Annotated in this window: 30 protein-coding genes; all 30 read right to left on the bottom strand. The window is 57.6% G+C overall.

What is annotated here, in order from left to right; all coding sequences use genetic code 11:
- Positions 1-91 precede the first annotated feature (91 nt).
- Complete coding sequence (locus AB8A50_RS03770) at positions 92-1,024, bottom strand: hypothetical protein (RefSeq protein ID WP_439076926.1); 933 nt, start codon at positions 1,022-1,024, stop codon at positions 92-94.
- A complete protein-coding gene (locus tag AB8A50_RS03765; RefSeq protein ID WP_439076925.1) occupies positions 1,024-1,401 on the bottom strand; it encodes a hypothetical protein in 378 nt (125 codons plus the stop codon). Before AB8A50_RS03765 ends, AB8A50_RS03770 begins: the two co-directional genes overlap by 1 nt.
- Before the next feature lie 2 nt (positions 1,402-1,403).
- Entirely contained in the window at positions 1,404-1,973 is a 570-nt protein-coding gene (locus tag AB8A50_RS03760; protein WP_439076924.1) for a hypothetical protein, read from the bottom strand.
- Positions 1,974-2,035: 62 nt separating this feature from the next.
- Positions 2,036-2,554 (bottom strand): hypothetical protein, encoded by a 519-nt coding sequence (locus AB8A50_RS03755; protein ID WP_439076923.1) that lies wholly within the window; start codon positions 2,552-2,554, stop codon positions 2,036-2,038.
- Between the two features lie 13 nt (positions 2,555-2,567).
- Positions 2,568-3,575 carry a phage major capsid protein gene (locus AB8A50_RS03750; protein WP_439076922.1) on the bottom strand — a complete coding sequence of 336 codons (1,008 nt, stop codon included), beginning with the start codon at positions 3,573-3,575 and terminating at the stop codon, positions 2,568-2,570.
- An 18-nt stretch (positions 3,576-3,593) separates the two neighbouring features.
- Positions 3,594-4,655: a hypothetical protein gene (locus AB8A50_RS03745; protein WP_439076921.1), complete on the bottom strand. Its 1,062-nt coding sequence runs from the start codon at positions 4,653-4,655 to the stop codon at positions 3,594-3,596.
- Positions 4,655-4,972 (bottom strand): hypothetical protein, encoded by a 318-nt coding sequence (locus AB8A50_RS03740; protein ID WP_439076920.1) that lies wholly within the window; start codon positions 4,970-4,972, stop codon positions 4,655-4,657. Before AB8A50_RS03740 ends, AB8A50_RS03745 begins: the two co-directional genes overlap by 1 nt.
- A complete protein-coding gene (locus AB8A50_RS03735) occupies positions 4,969-5,448 on the bottom strand; it encodes a hypothetical protein (RefSeq protein WP_439076919.1) in 480 nt (159 codons plus the stop codon). The genes AB8A50_RS03740 and AB8A50_RS03735 overlap by 4 nt, the downstream gene beginning before the upstream one ends.
- Positions 5,448-7,460 carry a hypothetical protein gene (locus AB8A50_RS03730; RefSeq protein ID WP_439076918.1) on the bottom strand — a complete coding sequence of 671 codons (2,013 nt, stop codon included), beginning with the start codon at positions 7,458-7,460 and terminating at the stop codon, positions 5,448-5,450. The genes AB8A50_RS03735 and AB8A50_RS03730 overlap by 1 nt, the downstream gene beginning before the upstream one ends.
- A 374-nt stretch (positions 7,461-7,834) precedes the next feature.
- Positions 7,835-8,152 (bottom strand): hypothetical protein, encoded by a 318-nt coding sequence (locus AB8A50_RS03725; RefSeq protein ID WP_439076917.1) that lies wholly within the window; start codon positions 8,150-8,152, stop codon positions 7,835-7,837.
- 63 nt (positions 8,153-8,215) lie between these two features.
- The gene (locus tag AB8A50_RS03720) at positions 8,216-8,563 is read right to left on the bottom strand and encodes a hypothetical protein (protein WP_439076916.1); all 348 of its coding nucleotides are present in this window, start codon (positions 8,561-8,563) and stop codon (positions 8,216-8,218) included.
- Positions 8,564-8,616: 53 nt separating this feature from the next.
- Positions 8,617-9,927, bottom strand: a complete 1,311-nt coding sequence (locus AB8A50_RS03715; RefSeq protein ID WP_439076915.1) for a hypothetical protein — start codon at positions 9,925-9,927, stop codon at positions 8,617-8,619.
- Positions 9,928-10,063: 136 nt separating this feature from the next.
- The gene (locus AB8A50_RS03710; protein WP_439076914.1) at positions 10,064-10,606 is read right to left on the bottom strand and encodes a hypothetical protein; all 543 of its coding nucleotides are present in this window, start codon (positions 10,604-10,606) and stop codon (positions 10,064-10,066) included.
- A 31-nt stretch (positions 10,607-10,637) separates the two neighbouring features.
- Positions 10,638-10,907 (bottom strand): hypothetical protein, encoded by a 270-nt coding sequence (locus AB8A50_RS03705; RefSeq protein ID WP_439076913.1) that lies wholly within the window; start codon positions 10,905-10,907, stop codon positions 10,638-10,640.
- 170 nt (positions 10,908-11,077) lie between these two features.
- Positions 11,078-11,560 (bottom strand): hypothetical protein, encoded by a 483-nt coding sequence (locus AB8A50_RS03700; protein WP_439076912.1) that lies wholly within the window; start codon positions 11,558-11,560, stop codon positions 11,078-11,080.
- Between the two features lie 464 nt (positions 11,561-12,024).
- On the bottom strand, positions 12,025-12,243 hold the full coding sequence (locus tag AB8A50_RS03695) for a hypothetical protein (RefSeq protein WP_439076911.1): 219 nt from the start codon (positions 12,241-12,243) through the stop codon (positions 12,025-12,027).
- A 28-nt stretch (positions 12,244-12,271) separates the two neighbouring features.
- Positions 12,272-13,051, bottom strand: coding sequence for a hypothetical protein (locus AB8A50_RS03690; protein ID WP_439076910.1), 780 nt, complete (start codon positions 13,049-13,051; stop codon positions 12,272-12,274).
- A complete protein-coding gene (locus tag AB8A50_RS03685) occupies positions 13,048-13,335 on the bottom strand; it encodes a GIY-YIG nuclease family protein (protein WP_439076909.1) in 288 nt (95 codons plus the stop codon). The genes AB8A50_RS03690 and AB8A50_RS03685 overlap by 4 nt, the downstream gene beginning before the upstream one ends.
- A complete protein-coding gene (locus AB8A50_RS03680) occupies positions 13,335-13,604 on the bottom strand; it encodes a DUF2312 domain-containing protein (protein WP_439076908.1) in 270 nt (89 codons plus the stop codon). Before AB8A50_RS03680 ends, AB8A50_RS03685 begins: the two co-directional genes overlap by 1 nt.
- Before the next feature lie 16 nt (positions 13,605-13,620).
- A complete protein-coding gene (locus tag AB8A50_RS03675) occupies positions 13,621-14,148 on the bottom strand; it encodes an HNH endonuclease (protein WP_439076907.1) in 528 nt (175 codons plus the stop codon).
- Complete coding sequence (locus tag AB8A50_RS03670; RefSeq protein ID WP_439079913.1) at positions 14,105-14,476, bottom strand: DUF968 domain-containing protein; 372 nt, start codon at positions 14,474-14,476, stop codon at positions 14,105-14,107. The genes AB8A50_RS03675 and AB8A50_RS03670 overlap by 44 nt, the downstream gene beginning before the upstream one ends.
- Before the next feature lie 5 nt (positions 14,477-14,481).
- Positions 14,482-14,805, bottom strand: coding sequence for a hypothetical protein (locus AB8A50_RS03665; RefSeq protein WP_439076906.1), 324 nt, complete (start codon positions 14,803-14,805; stop codon positions 14,482-14,484).
- A gap of 7 nt (positions 14,806-14,812) precedes the next feature.
- Complete coding sequence (locus tag AB8A50_RS03660; RefSeq protein WP_439076905.1) at positions 14,813-15,058, bottom strand: hypothetical protein; 246 nt, start codon at positions 15,056-15,058, stop codon at positions 14,813-14,815.
- Positions 15,055-15,735 (bottom strand): hypothetical protein, encoded by a 681-nt coding sequence (locus tag AB8A50_RS03655; protein WP_439076904.1) that lies wholly within the window; start codon positions 15,733-15,735, stop codon positions 15,055-15,057. The genes AB8A50_RS03660 and AB8A50_RS03655 overlap by 4 nt, the downstream gene beginning before the upstream one ends.
- A 220-nt stretch (positions 15,736-15,955) precedes the next feature.
- Positions 15,956-16,123, bottom strand: a complete 168-nt coding sequence (locus AB8A50_RS03650; RefSeq protein WP_439076903.1) for a hypothetical protein — start codon at positions 16,121-16,123, stop codon at positions 15,956-15,958.
- Positions 16,113-16,394 carry a hypothetical protein gene (locus AB8A50_RS03645; protein WP_439076902.1) on the bottom strand — a complete coding sequence of 94 codons (282 nt, stop codon included), beginning with the start codon at positions 16,392-16,394 and terminating at the stop codon, positions 16,113-16,115. Before AB8A50_RS03645 ends, AB8A50_RS03650 begins: the two co-directional genes overlap by 11 nt.
- Complete coding sequence (locus AB8A50_RS03640; RefSeq protein WP_439076901.1) at positions 16,391-16,774, bottom strand: hypothetical protein; 384 nt, start codon at positions 16,772-16,774, stop codon at positions 16,391-16,393. Before AB8A50_RS03640 ends, AB8A50_RS03645 begins: the two co-directional genes overlap by 4 nt.
- Entirely contained in the window at positions 16,758-16,967 is a 210-nt protein-coding gene (locus AB8A50_RS03635) for a hypothetical protein (protein WP_439076900.1), read from the bottom strand. The genes AB8A50_RS03640 and AB8A50_RS03635 overlap by 17 nt, the downstream gene beginning before the upstream one ends.
- Complete coding sequence (locus AB8A50_RS03630; protein ID WP_439076899.1) at positions 16,964-17,134, bottom strand: hypothetical protein; 171 nt, start codon at positions 17,132-17,134, stop codon at positions 16,964-16,966. Before AB8A50_RS03630 ends, AB8A50_RS03635 begins: the two co-directional genes overlap by 4 nt.
- On the bottom strand, positions 17,131-17,568 hold the full coding sequence (locus AB8A50_RS03625; protein ID WP_439076898.1) for a hypothetical protein: 438 nt from the start codon (positions 17,566-17,568) through the stop codon (positions 17,131-17,133). The genes AB8A50_RS03630 and AB8A50_RS03625 overlap by 4 nt, the downstream gene beginning before the upstream one ends.
- Positions 17,569-17,588: the final 20 nt, after the last annotated feature.

The raw sequence follows: 17,588 nt of genomic DNA, 5'->3' as shown, positions 1-17,588 counted from the left end.
TCCCAGCCGCCTACAGGCGCAGGAATGGACGCACCGCGCGCTACCTTCGGCCTTGGTACCTTACCAGCTCGAGCAGCAGCGTAACTAGCCCTCATGTCGGGCCTGGGAAGTTGCCGTCACGGACGTTCCCGTTGGAGATCAGGAACGGCCCGGAGCGCCGATTGAGATAGAGATCAGGAATACCGCCGTCAGATGCAAATTTCGCGTTCACAGCATCAAGGTATTCCTGCTGCATAGCCGCATATTCGAATCCCTTAATCTGCCACATGCGCCATTTCACACCCATGATGACGAGTTGGTCGTCAAGCAACGGCGTGTCGGTGTCGGTCGTCATCCGGTCGGATGTCGTGCCATCGACCTTCAAAACCCAGTTTTTGGAGATGTATTCCCAAACTAGGGCACCGGGCGCAGGTGCACCGCCAGCGAACGGAGGCGGCCAGATACGCCATGCGTTCGGCTTCCTGCCGACCTGCCTGAAGCGGCGCCGCGGTCCAGTCGCAAAGATCCCGGAACGGATATACTGATCCATCTGCGGGCTATCAGGCCCGATCAGGCGCCAATGGTTCGTCCGATCCCACCACGTCTGACCGATATAGCGGTCAAAATCAGTTGGGAGATCGTAGGTGTCCTTGGCGAACAGGATTTCCGTGCCGATAGCCGTAGCCGTCGAGAGCATTTCACAGCGAACCGTGGTCGCATCGACAACTTCCGCAATCCGCTGCGCCTGTGGCATACCCTCGCCTGACACCGCCCACGATGTATCGAGGCCGGCGGTTGATGGGATGTTCAGGATTAGAGCGGAGTTCAGTGCCACATCGCCCGTCGTAGCGGCCTGAGCCTCCACGTTGACGATGTGCTCTTCCTGGAGATCGGTCCAATCGTAGTCCCGGTAAAGAGACGTACAGTCGCGATTGGCCAAAGCAAGAAGCTGAATAACCTGCAAATCCGTCGAGTTCACAAGAGTCGTGGGCGATACCAGCCCAAGCTCATTCGCTGCTGTCTGGACGATCTGCAGGATATTCATTAGCCAGCAGCCCCACAAATGGCCGCCCAGGTATTCACACCGGTACGGATGCAGCGCGTGGTGCCGCGAGCCGCGAGCGGAACTGTACCAGTGGTTGCAGTGTCACCGTTGATCTGGCCACCAGTCGGCGGATAGATCAGGATCGCGTTGGCGCTGGTGTTGGCATAGACAAAGTCCATACCGACTTCAGAGTCCGCTGACAGCTTGATGCCCGACGAAGCGGCGCCGGTAACTTCAACCAGCGTTGCCGTTGCCGAACACGCTGCAGCGTCCGCGCTGGTCGTTCCGGCGCTGGTCAGCGTGCCGTACTGGTAACCAAGCCGCTTCGCAGCCTGGTCGGGAATTCCAACCTGAATAAGGTCTTTGGCAAGAGCCATCGTTATTCTCCTTGTGCTTTAGGTGGACGGCCGGGGCCGCGCTTTTCGGGTGGGGCTTCGGCCTGATTGGCCACTTTCGCTTCCAGTTCAGCAATGCGGCGCTGCATCGCGTGGAATTCGCTGCCGCCATCGGCAGAGCCGAGATATGCCTTGGCCTTATCGACAAGCTGACGGCCCATCGGGAGATTTCCGATCGCGCTGTCAGTCAGCCCGGCGAGCTGCTGGACGGTGTGAATGTTGAACGACTTGAGCGTCAGGATCGTGCCGGGCTCTGACGGGAACAGATGATCGAGCGGGGTGCCAACCGCGGTCTGCTCGATGCCGTCCTGGAATGCCTGCCACTGCTTCTGGAAGCGGCGCTTGTGCCATTCCGTAGCCAGAACCTGCACGGACTCCTTCTCGCCGGGCTGAATGACCTCGATCATGTCCACATCGACATAAACCGGCAGGCCTTTTTCCTCCGACTGAATCTTGCTGAGCATCGGATGGCGGAAAAAACGGACCATCGACTGCTCGTCCTTGCCGAACATGGCGATGCCATCCGGCGTGTATCCCTGTGGTGAGAATTCCAAATCAACCTCCATAGAAAAAGCCCGCCAGCGGGATGCTGACGGGCCGTAGTGTTTCGAACGTCTTAGTTCGTGGTGCCGATAACCGGCCAGTTCAGTTCGCCCGGTGCGTTGCCGGCCGAAGCAGCACGGGCGGTCGTAAGCACGATGCCAGTGATGTTCTTGGTCGGGGTAGCAACCGCGTCATCGATTTCGCCGGCCGTAACCGTCGAAGCCAGAACCACGTTGGCCGCGCACGAAGCGGACACGCGGATATCGTCGCAAGTACCGTAGACCTGCAGCCAACCGTACTGGTTGATGAGGGCCGCGGCGGGAGCCACGCCGAGTTTGTCGCCCAGGCCGCCGACCGAGTTGGACATCATGACCGCAAGAAAGTCCTCGTCATAAGTGCAGACATAGCCGAGCCCAGTGACCCCGCCTGTGCCGAACTTGACGAAGATCCACTTGGAGCCGTCAGTGCCCTCGGAAAGCTGGCCTACCTGGAATGGGATGTCTCCCACGTAAGGATAGAGCGAGCTGGAGGTCGAATAGACCTGAGCGTAGTTAGCGCCGAGGCCGCCGCCGTTTGCATAGGGAATCGTCATGGTTCATTTCTCCTTATGCGCCCAGCACGCCCTGAAGGCGCCGGTTCGAGATGGTCATGTTGCCGGCCCAACCCATCAGCTTCACGCTGGCGTCCTGATTGACGCTCATGCGCTTCGGCCCGATGGCGTTGAAGTTCCGATCACGATGGGGGCGATACTTCAGGTAACGCGAGTTGATGAAGTACATGGTGTTCACAGGCACGCCACCAACCGGGATCGGGTCAGTGCTGTAGCCCTGGAAACCACCATCCAGGATCACGTCGGCCGAGCGATACTTCAGATATTCGAAGCCGCTTTCGCCCGTCTTGACCTGCTCGGTGCGCTGAATGGCCTGCAACGACTGGTTATAGAGTTCCCAGTAGTTGTTATCGGCCGTGATGATGTCCGCCTTGTCGGTGCCGCGAACGAGCTGGTTCGCAACGGCGTCCATGTAGCCCTTGATGTTCGCAGCCGTAGCGGGAGCACCGCCGTCGGTCGCGGACGAGAAGGCGATGTTACGCCAGAACACCCAGGTCGCAGGGTCGATGCCGCCGACAGAGCCCGTCGCCGGGGTCTTGGAGATCAACTGCTGCAGACCGCCGATTGATTTCGGCGTGGTGCCGTCCGAGTAAATACCCGTTGCGATGAGCGATTCAAGCGAACGCTCAGCATTCGAGACACGACCGCCGATAAGGTCGATCATGCGCTCTTCACCGGAGTTCTGCAGTTCTTCCAGGCCCGAGATCGAAACGGCAACAGCCGCCTGACGGATCTGGTAGATTGCAGAGGTGAAAATCTGCTGAGGCGCGATATTCAGAGTTTCATAACCCGAATACCACATCGTGGTGCCGTTCAGCGCGTATTCGATTTCCTCCCAGATGGTGGTTCCACCATCGATCGGGGAATAGGCGCGGGTGTTGCCCTGCTTGGCCAGACGGTTCAGCAGCGCGTTGTTGCGAGTGACGTTGTCGGCGGCCTTCTTGGACCGGTTTTCAATCGTCGTTGCTACGATATCGTCGACTGATGGATTCGGAGATGCCATGTTTGGCTCCTATGTGACTCAGCCGGCCTTGAGCTGCTGGATGGCAGCACGCACGTCGTCAAACGCGGATCCATTGCTTTCAGCGCGCCGCGGAGCCGGAGCCCCTGCAGACGAGCCCTTGACGCTGACAGCCGCGCGGGTGGCCTGCGAGGATTTCTCCTGCACCTTGGCAACCTGTGTCTGTGCGGCTTTGGCGTTTTCGGCAGCCGTCACCTGCGAGCGGATATCCGGGTTGAGCCAGATAGCGCGTTCATAGGCTTTTTCGAGCAAATCAAATCCATCAAGCGTCGGGTCAAGAGTTCTGACTTCGACAATTGCCGCCGGCAGATGTTCTTCAACCATAGCGTAGTGCGGTTTTGATGCCGCGAACTGTTGCGCGATTGAATAGTTCTGTCGGAATTCGACCTGCTGTAGACGCTGGACAAGAACTGGGTCGGTCTGAGCGACCTGCGGACCACGCTCCTCAGCCCGGACCTGTTGAGGCGGGTTTGATGCGAGTTCTGCGAGATCGATACCGTTCTTCTGAGCGAGCCACAGAATTGCTTGTGCCGGCTGAGTTTCGAGGAATGTATTTCCGTCGATCAGGCGTTTGATACCGTCATCGACAGACATTCCCCGCGCCTGAGCCGCTTGGGCAACCGGTGCAAGTGCTTGCTCATAACGAGCGGTCTTCTCGGAATACTGGCGAATGCCGTTGGATGCTTCCTGTTCCCTCTTGAGGACCGCCTGTTGAACAGCGGGAGGGATGGAAGCCCAAGCCTGCTTCGCATCAGCCGCCCAACTGACCGGAGGGACTGCAGCAACCGTTGATGGCTGCTCGTTTACCTTGGCCACATCTTCCGCGGGCGGTAATTTCGGGTCAGCGGCGGCTACTGCCGGCGTCGCTTCTTTGGGTGCGAATTTGCCATCAGGACCACGAGCAAGGTCCTTCGCCTCTGGCTCTTTCGCTTCCGGGACTTCGGGCTCTCCCTTGAGGGAGGCAATTGCGTTTACAACGTCGTTGTTGATCTCATCCCGCGCCGATACCGGCTCAACAACTTCCTGTTCAATGATCTTGTCGTCTTCGATCTCGTCAGCCATTACCACTCCCTGCCGATTGTCGGGCGATAGCCCTGGTTCACCATCTGAATTGCTTGCTGGACGTCACGGCGAAGATCGGAGGGGCTTTCCGCACGTTGCGGCGCCTCACGGTCGTTGCCCTTTTCGATAAGTCCTGCTTCCTTGGTCCACCTGCGGAAGACTGACTTGCTCGCCGTCGAGCGGCCGTCCGCATATCCGTGATGTTCAAGGTCTGAACCCAGATCATCAGAGATAACGTGCACGCCGCGATGCTTCGGTGCAGCCTTGTGCTTCGGGACGATCTTGCCGTTGCGATAAACGAAGGTGCCGCGGGTCACGTCATGTCCTCGATTGCGGCCTCACGCTTGGCGCCCTCGTATTGGACCTGACGAACCTGATCCTGGTACTCAGCCCAACGCTGCATCAGTTCGATCTGCTGCGGTGAACGGTCAGCTTCGGGCACAACCATTGCCGCATTCACATCCATCTGAAACAGACGCAGCTTGCCGGCCGGCATGATAGCGGCGATATCCGCCTGCTCTTGCTGGCGCGACTTCATAATTTCGGCAGCCCTGCGTTCTTCCAATGTTGGCTCTGGCGGCGGGGGCGGCGTGTCGTCGATGATTTCGAAATCAGATACGAAGTCGTCAGCTTCCCCTTCGACCGGAACACGCTTGACGCACGCTTCTACAAGCGGGTGCGCAGTCGGGGCCGGCTCGCCTTGGGTAAAGCGATGATCCAGCATCGCCTGCCGGTACTGTTCGACGGCAGCAGCAAAGTCACTGTCACCGATCTGGGATTTGAGGATCTGCATTACTTCCCACCTCTGGGCTTGGGTTTAGGCTTCATGGCCTCTTTGGCCTTGAACTGAGCGGTCTTCTTGTTCAGTTCGAACTGCTGTTCACCGCTCTCGGCATCACGTTCCGCCGCGCGGGTGGCCAATTCATCGTCACGAAGAGCAGTGCGCTCATCGATCTCAGCGTCACGAACGGCTGCTTCGGAATCGATGGCCATGCGCTGTTGGTCGATCTGCATCTGCATCCCGGCTTTGGCGCGCTCCATCTCCATCTTTTCGCGCTCAAGTGCGAGCTTCTGCTGGTCGATCTGGAGTTGAGCTTGGGCCTTCTGTAGTTCGATCTGCGCCTTCTGCTGGGCTAGCTCCAAATCCTGCTGGCCCTTTTGCTGATCGAGTGCTGCCTTCTGCTGCATGGTCTGCGCGGTGAGTTCGGCCTTTTGCTTCTCAGCCTGAGCCTTGATCTCTTCCGGCGAAGGAGGCTTCGGCGGCGGGTTCTTCGACATCTGCGTCAGCTTGTCGATTGCCTGCTCCCAGACGCCCTCAACATCACGCCCTGCCCCGAACCTGCGAAATGCGAACAGGATGGACTGGCCAAGTGCCGGCGTAAGCTGCGGCATAACCTGACCGATCGGCAGCGCCTTCTCCAAAAATCCGCCAACTGCAGTAAACAACTCAACGACCGAATCCTTGGCGGCCTGCTTGTCCACCTCTATCGTGCTGTCCGTCTCGATATCGATCCGGAACGTGCGCATCTTGTCGTCACGCAGGAGCGAACAGATCTCCATGAACTTCTGCTGCGCCATTTCCGGTATCGGATCTGGCGGCGGAGCAGTTGGCTGCATCCCGGCGCCAGCGGGAGGGATGACGCCGGGAGCGCCAACGCCAGGCGGAGGTGAAACACCTGGGTCGACTGGCGGGCCTTGGCCCATCATGGGAGGCTGAGGCGGTTGCTCAGACCTGATATCGTCCTCAATAAACGGCAACATCCCAGTCATTTCTGACAGGATTTCCGGAGAGAATTGCTCGGATACGATCTCAGCAACAATCCGGATCGCGTCGCAGGCAAAGCGCGCCACTTCCTTCTTGCGGTCCTCCAGCCGAAGCGATGCAAACTGGCCTTTGATCTTCTGCTCGGTTGCGGTCTTCGTTCCGCCCTGTGCCTGACCGCGGACGATATCGGACAGCCCCGTAATCTCGGCCATGTCGGCTTTGGTGCGATCCCTGGCTTCGTAAAGCTTGACCAGCGCCTCAACCACGTCCTTGATCGGAACAAAGGACATTGCGGCTTCAATGCCGCCCTTGGCTGCGAATTCCGAGTAGTTCTTGACGCCGATCATCCGGTTATCGACACCCTCGGACAGGATGCGCTTCAGTTCCGGATAGGACGCGTCATATACACCATTGACCCGAATGGCATCGGTCAGCGCCTTGATACGCGCTGTCAGATTGTCCAATTCGTCGGCCTGGTCCTGATACTCGACATAATCAGGCACCGGAACGAGCGTGTCATTCGTCGTAGTCGCGTACAGCGGCTCAGGGCACGGCCAGAAACCATCAAGGCTCAATGGGTCATCTGTCCGTTCAAGCGGAGCGTTGGGATAATCCGGGGCGATGAAGATCACTTCCCGGTCGGTCTTGTTCCAGATTTCCCAGACACAGGCCCGCGGCTGCTTGCGCTTCTTCTCCTTGTCGTTCTCGCTGTCCTTGTCCCCGGTTCGAAGCGGCACGAGATCAGCGATAAGCTTGCCGGTCTCCTTGTCCTTCGCCTTGAACCGCGCCCGCAGTTCCTTGCGGGTCAACATTTCCTCTTTGGCGACCCACCACACTTCCTCCCAGATCGGAGCTGGTGAGTGCCGGAAGCGATTCCACGCTACATAGTCCGTGCAGACCTTCTCATAGGTCACAGGACGCGGCGCTTCTGCTCCTTGCTCATCGTCGCCAAGGTCAACCGGATCGCCATAGGTCGGCTCGTAGCGCTCCCAGAGCGTGCCACGACCGCACAGCAGGTAATCCAGCATGGCCTTCTTCATGGCCATGTGCATCTTGCCGACTTCGATCTGCACCTCGATCGACCGCTCCAAGGTCATCGAGGCCAGACGAGCCAGCGGGTCTTTATCGAGAAACCGTCGCTCGGCTACCGGCTTCGGCGGCTTGATGTAGATTGCCGGCTGCAGCGTCTGGATATTCGACCACAGCGCATTGAAGCGCGAGCCGCCTACCGAGCCGTCCGATTTCTCCGTTCGCTCATCACGGTAGCGCCGCACGATCTTCTTGCATCGCGATTCCCAGTCCTTGAAATCATCCCGGTAGGCGTTAAGCTCGCCCATCCAGAACGTGACAAAGGCTGCGTCGTTCTTCTGCTCCGGATTGGCGTCTGGTCCGGTCTGGGCTTCGTCTGCCACGCTTAGCAGCCGTTACCCGACGTAAACATGACGATGGGCGTGCCGGCCGAGCAGATGGCGGCAGCATGCGTCACAACAGGGCTGATCGAGACGATGATGGATTCATTCGGGCCGACCGGGAAGCCGCCCGGCGTCGCGCCTGCTGGCAACGTGGACACAACCGTTGAATCCCCGAACGCCACATATGCAATGTTCGTCGCATCCAGGTTCTTGATACGGCACTGATTGGCGCCGAGCGGCACTAATGCCACACGCGCAGTCGTCACAGCCGAAGTAATGCTGACCGTCCCAACCGTTTTGGGAGTGAAGGGATTGAGCATTTGAAATCCTCAAAGAAAAACCCGCCACAAGGGGCGGGTCAGTTAGGCCAAGATGTCGTCAGTTCAGACGGCAACCGCCGTGTTGTCATATGCGTGGGCCAGTGCCTCGTCAGCCTCGGCCTTGTTCATGCCTTCAGCCAGTTCGAAGTAACCAACCTTCGATGTCGCCATGGACGCGTCATGCACGACATAGCCGCGCTTGGCACCGTCCGCCCATACCTGGTAGACCTTCGTGCGCTCGGTGTCCTTGTGAGCGTCCTTCAGAAACACGTCAGGCGAACCGATGGCAGTCTCGTCAGCCTTTGGCACCTTGTTGGCATCAGCAGTACCGGGAGACTTCCAGTCCTGCTCCTTACGCTCGACCGTAGGCTTGATATCCTTCGGCTCGTTCTTCGCGCTAGATACCGTCATGACCATTCTCCTGTGAGGGTAGATGCCTCACAACGCGGTCACGAATCGAAAGTTCAAATTCTCTGCCGGCGCGGTTCACGTTCGGCCAAATCAGCTAGATCCGCATACGTCGGCAACTGCATGCCCGGTACAGGAACGCTGCCAACCACCAGAGCCCGATCAGGCTGACGAGGATATTCAATATCAACGCTCTTGACCGCCATGGCCAACGTCCTGAAGCCGTCCGCATAGTGGCTGGCCCAATTGTGTAGCGGCTTGTCCGAGAAGATCTTCTTCTCGTCGTCCCACTCGGTCTGATACTGCCTTAGACCCTCAACTGCGTTGTCATTGCACCGGCTTTCGTCGATGTAGCATCGCGGGAGAATCTGGCGAACGGCTGATATGCCGTCCATCAGCGCATGATCCATGATCTTCTTGGGGTTTAACCCGCATTCGATCATGACCTCGATGCGCTGCTTGGCCTCGCCATACTTCGGATCGAGCGGGTTATTGTTCCAGACTCCCATTTCACGTTGCCGGCCGTCATGGGGGACATAGTCGTCGCCCCGCTGCAGACCTAGACGGCCCGCGTATTCCTTGATGACCTCAGCATGATGCCCAATGCCATAATTAGAAGCGGCGTAGCATCCCAGAACCAGGACATGCGAATATCCCTTCGTGCCCGGCACCACCTGGAAGAACCAAATGACGTTGGAATCCCTGATACCCAGATCCCACGCCGTGTGAAGCGGATAGCCCTTAATCGGCTCAAGCGGCCTGATCCGCCCTTCCCGTGTCGCCTGTGCAAGCTCCTTGCCCCAGTAAGCGCCAAGAATGGCAGCATCGGCTGAGCAATAGTATTCCTGCTGGATCAGAGCTTCCGCAGCATCGGCACCGTACAAGGCCGTGTAGTCCACCCTCACTTCCGCGAGCTGCTCCGGGGATATCATCCCGGTATCATCGATCGTCAGTGTTTCGCAGAACCAGTTCTTGTTGATCTTGGCTGCGGTGTGCATGTCGTGGGCGTGGTTCTTGCCCCGAGGCGTGGTGATGAAATCGGCCCACCCTCCATTTTCTAGGAGCATGGGCTGGAGGTAGCCCCACGAGGAGGGATTCGAAAGCGCCCATTCAGAGAAGACGATGCCAAAAGGTGTCGCGCCCACAAGGCTATTGGGGTTGTCCGATCCAACGACACGCCAAGATGCTCCCGACTTGAACGTGATCGACATATCGTCGTTACGGGTGTTTTCCCTCAGTTCATGAGGAAACGCCTCATCAATTCTCAGCTTACCGCTATGCGGGTTGATTGCTGTCCAGATTGCCTTACGGGCCTGGGTATATTCTGGGAGCATGTGCCATACGTTGGCAATGCGGGCGTTTGGCATCGGATTGGACGGGTCGGGATGAGCCGAAACACAAGCCTTATGCAGACTCAGTTCGTCTTTGCCGGCACGCCTATGCCACCATAACGATGACCGCTTTACGCCCTTCTCCCAAGCCTTCCATGCTGGCAACTGGTAGTCACGAGGCTCCCAGCCGTTTGCTGGTATTCTTATTCGGCCCACGTTGTCGCCTGTTGCCGGCCTGTTCTTTCAGGGTAGCCCATCGACAGTTGCCCGGTGTGTAATCGCCATCATTGTCGATGCGATCCAACGTTGTTCCCGCTGGACGCTCGCCCATGTCAGCTAAGAAATTCTCGAATATGAACCATTGGTCGCAGACCTTGATTCCGCGCCCGCCATAGAACGAATAATTGTCACGCTTTTCGTTTGTGCATCGTTGCAGCATCGAATTCCACGAACTGTGCGTGGGGTTCGATGTCATGCCGTGTCGATAGCGCGAACCCGTGAATGCTTCACGGTTAGCATTCATAATTTGCCGGCTCACCTCAGCCCGGTAACAACCGCATGAGGCTGACTTGCCGAGCTTAAGGTTGCCGCTATGGACCGACTTCTCGGTGCCGCACTCACAACGGCATATCCATTTTACTGGGCGCCTGTTGATCGGGTCACGCCCTACAACAGTAAACCGTCCGAATTTCTGGCCAGTGATATCATTGATCATACTTCCTAAAGTACAATCAACTAACCGACTTTCAAGAGTCGGAGTATCTAACCACCTCAACAATTAATGAGTCGCCGTCAGCGCCCGTCAATTGCATTGGTAGCACTTTGCCCAGCAGCGCCATAAACGGACCCGGATTAGCGCTGGCCTGCTTCTCAAGATAGGCCACCAACCCATTCTTGCCGCCGCCTGCGTTCTCCGCAGCCTGGAGGATAGCATCCTTCAACAAAGCTGTGGTCTTATTCGGCGTCCCCTTCTGCCTGCCGCCAGTCTTTTGTCTATTTCCTTCTACTTTGGACATTCGGTTCAGGGCTTCTGATCGCCCTTCCCTGGTTATCGATGGAAGTACCGGGCGCCCCGCTTATGCAATTGGGCTTATGGGGGCTAAGGAAATCGCGAAAGCGGAGCGGCCCGATTGGTAGAATGCAAAAACCCGCGACTGTTTCCAGCGCGGGCGTGCAAGGTCATCTTCTATTTCGGACGGTCAGTGATTTGCATGCTCTTGTCAATGCCGAAATGCGAGACAAGCTTATCGAGTCCACATGTCAACAGATCGAGCGACAGGGCATTCGAAACAGGGTTGTCCATGATGACGAACTCCCTGAGCGCGACCTGTAGCCGCTGAGGCCCACAGGACTCGTAGGCACGATCGTAGCGCGTCTGGAGGACAAGTGCCGTCTCATCCGCCATACCGGCTCCCTTGCCCTTCCCTACGCGTCCTAGGTCCATCGCGGCAGGGTTCGGGGATGGGCAAAGTAGAGCGGAGCGATATTGGGCTGCCAACTCGGCATATCGAATACCAGCCTCGTGCTGTGCCGGCGTCACCCCGCCGCTAAGCATCAGCCGGCCAAACTCGGTACCAGCCTCCTGCGTCTCGCGATACTTCGCCAAGGCTACCACCCGATGAGGCTGATCCATTACCTGCTGCTTCGGATTGACGTAGACCCGCGCCACCTTGCCGCTTGCCTCCCGAGCCACACCGATCTTTCGCTTCCGTCCTGCCCGCGCCATGTCTGTCTTGCCCCTTGTGCTGTTGTCTGACGCTGAACGCTACTGAACTAAGCTCGGTCGGAAAACGCGCAACAATAATCGGTCTCATCGGGTGGCGCCGGGTACCCACAATTCCGGCAATAGCAGCCGTGGAGCATCTTCACCACTTCAACCCGCTGTGGTGGAGATAGCATCGCGAACTGCCTGAACACTTCCACGAATGCCTTTTCCACCACCCTCTCCTCCGCCCTTGCGTCGCCCGTGCTGGGGGTGGTCATGACCCAAAGACCTTATGCAGGTTCCACCCGAGCATTACGCCGATGCTCGCCACGGTCCATGTGTAGACATGCAGCACTAGCCATTCTCGCCTGTTCTTCGTCATTCCCATTCTCCCGGTTTGATTTGGATCTACTGCATCGAGCGGAGGGCTAGTGCTGCAGCGGCGTTCGATCCGCAATTTGTTTAGCAATGCGGCGCTCCCTAGCTTCGGCTTCTCGCCGCGGCTGCACCATCGCCTCACAAGCGCGGTACACCTCGGCAACAGTCGGCAACCAATCAGATTGCGTCGGCAAGCCAGTGGCGGGATGCGTCACGGACTTGATCACATCCTCAGGATATCTGGCCAGGGTTGCCGTGATGGCGGCCACATATGTTTCCGGATCGTTGGCATCACCCTTACGAAAGCAACCGAACAGGAGGCGCGCCCTCTCCGCTGCGTATTTGGTCAACGTCGCTGCTGCCGCGCTCGAAGCGGTCAATGACGTCGAGGAGGCTGTCACTTGCCGCAATGATGTTCCCAGTTTTTCCATTGTTGGCGCTCACATTTGCAGGCTGGTCAGTCCAGCGCTCTTGGTTGAGGAAGGTCTCGGGATTGAGCCATGCCCTGTCGGGTGGCTTCGTTTGGATGTAGCGCCGCAATCCATCCATCAGGTCTAGCCAACGAACGCCGCGCGTCATCGCGCCTTCGAGCTTCGAAAGGGCTTTCGGCTTGCCTACCTTGTTCGGGTACAAGGCCCAGAATTGCTCACGGAAGTCTTCAGGCCAATCAAGCGCGCGAGCGCGCGGTTCTTTCTTACTTTCTGCTTCTGTATTCTGTATCTGTATCTGGGGGCGTTTCTCTTCCGTTTCAGAAACGTTTCGCTTACCGTTTCTGAAACGTTTCACTCTATCGGTTGAAACGTCCGATTTATACTGGCGGCCGTTCCAGTTATGAGGCGCAAAACCCGTTTCGAGCTTGTCGATCAGCCCTGCTTTTACGAGTGCCGACAGAATCTCTGTGGCTTTGGCCGGCGTCACGCGAAGCTGGATAGCGATATCGTCGAGTGCTGGCAAAGCGCCATCATTCTTTGATGCGATGCATAGGAGAGCTACCCAGTGCCAGCGCGTGGCTTCTGGGAGCTTCAGGATCTTCGGATCATTGATTGTGTCGTCGTAGAGACGAAGCCACCTGGTCATAGCGTGCTATACCGTTCAGTGATGCGGCTTAGTATCAACCCTCGCATTCCAAATTCATCGGCATCAACCCATTCGCCCGTCATACGGTATGGCGCCATTTCGTCGAGGATAAGCCGCTCGATTACGAAGGCTTCATCGCGTGTGCCAAAGCGCCACCAATCCGCCAGCTTGAGCTTATTAGGGTTCCCGCACTGCAACTCACGGATGCGCGTAGCCGGGTTGTTCGCTACGCCCACCTTGACCGGGCCCTGTGGGGACTCTGAGATGAGATACACGCACGCCATTAGACCATCCCCAATGCGTGCATATATGTTTCAAGGATAGTCTCTTGCTCAGCGCGGTCATTAGGGTCCTGCTTGCGCAGCCGCACGATGGTACGGAGCGCCTTCACGTCGTAGCCGTTGCCTTTGGCCTCGCCATAGACGTCCTTGATGTCGTCGGAGATCGTCTTCTTCTCTGATTCCAGGTTCTCTATCCGCTCAACAATTGACTTCAGTTGATCCTTAGAGAACTGCGCTACCGGCTCGCTGTTGTGTCCAATCGCTGCTTCCATTTTCGTACCCCTGTCGTTATGCTTGTTGCTGTTCGGTGCGATATGGGCGCCGCTTGTCGTTTAGGATCATCGAAACGCTCGATTGAGAGCACCCGTAGATCTCTGCGATTTTCGACTGGCTCATGCCGGCGGCGGCCAAGCATTTCGCATCTAGGATGTCAGAATCGGTCATCTTCGCGTGATGGTGCGCTTCCCCACGATGAGCGCCGTTCGACGTGCCATGGCGCCGCCGGTCCATCTGATTAACGGACGGGGTATTCCATTCGAGGTTATCGAGCCGATTGTTCGTGCGCGTGCCGTCAAGATGACGCGCAATCTGCCCATACGGGCATGGCCCTACATGCGCCAACAGGACAAGCCGATGTGCCCTCAGCGTCTTCCAGCACATACCCTCGCCTAAACGGACATGAAGATATCCATTCCGATTATTCAGGCTCGGCTCGATAGGGTTCTTTGTGTCGCTCCTGCGGAAGTTTCCGAAGGTCGAGACCTCGTAATTTTCAAAACCCGGAACTATACGCCAGACCTCTTCGACTGTGCTCATCCTGCGCTCTTTCCAAAATCGTGATGGCCATTTCGTAGTCGCCAGAACGCAGGTACAAAGACATGGCGAGGACATATGGATTGATGTTGTGCTTGGCCCAGAAAGCTTCCTCTGAGCCTTCGTGTTGTTCTCTGTGCTCGGTGCTGCAGAGAGGGAGTGCCCAGCAGTCAGAGGGCTTCTCTGCCCCGCCAGTGGGTCGCTTGCCGTAAGCCAAGTTGCCCGATCGGATATGGGCGGCCTCAGTGCTGGTATTGTCGCCACAGCAGCAACACGGCAGCGCCCGGATGAAATCCAGGTGGGCGCTGTTCTTGATGCGTGGGCGCTTCATCAGGTTCACAGGCGCATCTCCGCACGCTTCGTCGCGTTCTCGGACTGCCATTCGCTGAACTTCATGCGAAGGTATTCAAGCTGAACCTTCAATAGGTTTGCCTGCTTCCGAGCCGCCACCATCTTCTCAACAAAGTCCGCCCATTCCGGCGATCCCTTGATCAGCATCTCTGCTTTGTTGACAGCCAGATCGGCATGCTGCTGCATCTTCTGCGACAGGAATGCTGACTTGGTGTCTTCAAGCAAAGAAGCGGCAGCATCCGCATCCACCCACTTACGGGCAACGATGCGGTACTGCTCAGACCAAGGAAGGTTCGGAATGGCGTTCATTGATCACCTAAAACGGAATTGAATCGTCCATCTCTGAGGCAGGCGCCTGTGCAGCGCCCTGCTCATCGCGCGGCTTCGGGACGAATAGCGAGATCCACGCCTGCCCTTCCGCGTTCGGCATCGGGAGCGCGTCCAGGACGATGTTGAAGCCGCCGTTATCGCCCTTGGCGGGGAAGGCAGCGCCGATCTTGGTGTAGCGGGTCTTGCCGTTCTTATCTTTGCGGGAGATAACGGCGTCGTAGCGGTCGGTCATGCTGCTGCTTTCTGTGTGAGTGCGTCACGACGATTCATGACGGCTTGCTTCAGTGCTTCAACCTGATCAGGTTCAAGCTGATGATTGCGACGTGCGCGCTTCTGATCCTCAGACGACCACCACGCCAGCAACGCTGCTGCGTCGTCGTATTCCTTGATGACAGTCCGGCATTCGATGACGTAATCCATGCGGGCGGCTAAGGCATCGGAGACGGCCTTGTCATCGCCGCCGCTGAACTCTTGCGTCATTGAGTTGACATACTTGGCGTCATCAAAGAGGCCCATGTGCACGTCGGCACCGACGCCAATCATTTTGAGCGCGTTGGTGATAGCGTCTGTGAAAGCCTTCTTGAATGCCTCGTCATCGGACCTAAGGCCGCTGCTGTTCTTGATGACGGCCTTGTCCCCGCCGACACCGAACACGACATTCTCGCGGTTGCCATGCCAGATTGATGCCGTGCAATAAACCAACATCTCTCCCTCAGGACCGGCGACAACTTGGAACGTTGGGGCGCCCGTGCCCCATCCTTCACCACAGGGCCCGAACTCTTCGGTCATACGGCGATAGGCCCACGTCGGCTTGATGGCGGTCCCCGAGAAACCGCCGGCACGTTTAAAGGGCTTCGTGTGCTTGGGGTCGGTCTTTCCAAGCTTGTCCCACAGGTCTGCTTTACTCATACTCCCATCTCCTTTTGTCCTTCGCGCCGCCGGACAAACATTGGGCAAAAGCCCCCGTTGATCCCGACGCAGCGCATGTACGGTTCAGCATCTACCCACTTGGTCGGAGCTATCGGTGACAGCCCCTCCAAACGTGGAAACTTCACGCACACCCAGCGAGAAGGACTTTGCTTGCGCGTTTCCGCGTGCACGTTGTCGCATTCCTCGCAGGGGGTGCGGCTCATCGCTTACCCTCGGCCCGATCGATGACCGCAGAGAGATGATCGCGGACCTCTTCGAGGATGCCGACATATTCCTTCACGGTCTTACGATCGGCTTCCTGAAAGGCCTTGGTGGCGGACAGGAGCCCTATGACGCGCTGGTCCAGGTTTGGGGTATTAGCCAGCATTGGATCGCTCCATGGGCTTCTGCTCGAAAGCAACCTTCGCCGCGCGGATCTTCGCCAGCGACTGCTCAAGCACCAACTCGGCCTGATCCAGATCATCCTGGGCCATGGTCCGAAAGCCAGGCCGGCGATCGAGCATGGCGACCCGACGACAGATCATGCTGGCGCCATGCTCAACGAACTGCAGGTTCTCACTTACTTCTGTGCGATACTCATCCAGAGGAAGCGGTTGAACGAACCGCTCCATGTCGGCATGTACTTGAGACATTTTCATGCTGCTTCCCTTTCATACGATTTGACGATGACCCTGCATCCGAACTCACATGCGCCCCAGGACCATGAGCCGCCATGCGCCAGCTTGTCGTTTTCAATCAGTCCGACCCGCTGGAGAAAATCGAGGACGTACTTGCCGCGGTTGTCGCCATCCATCGTCGGGCCTCGCATCTTCTCGTTCAGCGTCAGGTGATACGTGAACTCACCCGGTACAAACTTGAGCAGCTTGGCCTGCGACAGATAGAGAATGTCCGCGTCCTTCAAAAACTTGACCATGCTCTGGTTGCCGTACACGACGGGCTTGCCAGTCTTCCGGTTCTTGCCGATCTTGTTGGCGTCGTTAACCGAGGGCGGCCACGGCAGTTCAATCACGAACGTCATCCACGCCCTCCCCGGCTTCGTAGAACACTTCAATGCAAGCGATGCGCGAACGGCCAGCCCACTGCTCCGCAAGCTCACGGGTCTTATATGCAGACCCGCAAGCGCCATTGAGCGGCGGATAGATGTTGACGAACACGCGCAGCAAACCTGTGCCGATCAGTGTCTCGTCAGTCGTGGTCGTGTGGACACTCATGCTGGTTTCTTAGCCTTGCGCTCTTTGCGCTCGCCCTTCTGCAGAATGGTCGCCAGAAGCTTCGTTGCGCGCTCTTGCAAAACGATTGCTCGTGACGAGCGTGGGCTTCGCTTCATTAATTTCTGAAGCTCGTTCACAGTGTCGCTGTACTGCGATGAAAGATTCATGCCCGCCGCTCCAATGCACTGAATCCGGGCTTCGGATCTCCGAACATTGAGGCAGTAAGATCACGAGGGGCGCAATTGATGCGCCTGTCCCGATCGATGAACCTTTCCGCCGGCACGATAGTGCGATCTGCTACTAGGTTTGTGCAGACTGGCGGATCAGTGAGATCAGCATATCGACCGGCGCAGGACGAACGGGGCCTATCAAACTCGTGGGCAATGTCACCCCATCGCATCTTCTGCTCACGAAGAAGCAGGAGCTTGGCATCTTCCTCTGCGGTCCATGAACTGCAGCGGAACACCTTGACCTTGAAGCCGAGCCGCTTGGCAGCCGTGCGGACATATTCGCGGCGGCACTTGAAGTGCTCAGCCAGCTTCCCGGCATCCCACTCTGGATTGTCGGCACTCATCTGCTTGATTTCATCTGCCAGTGACATGACGCACGACTCCCTTGATC

The organism is Tardiphaga sp. 841_E9_N1_2 (assembly GCF_051811065.1).
Taxonomy (GTDB): domain Bacteria; phylum Pseudomonadota; class Alphaproteobacteria; order Rhizobiales; family Xanthobacteraceae; genus Tardiphaga; species Tardiphaga robiniae.
Note: the sequence above shows the minus strand (reverse complement) of the source record. Positions and strands in the feature narration are given on the sequence as shown.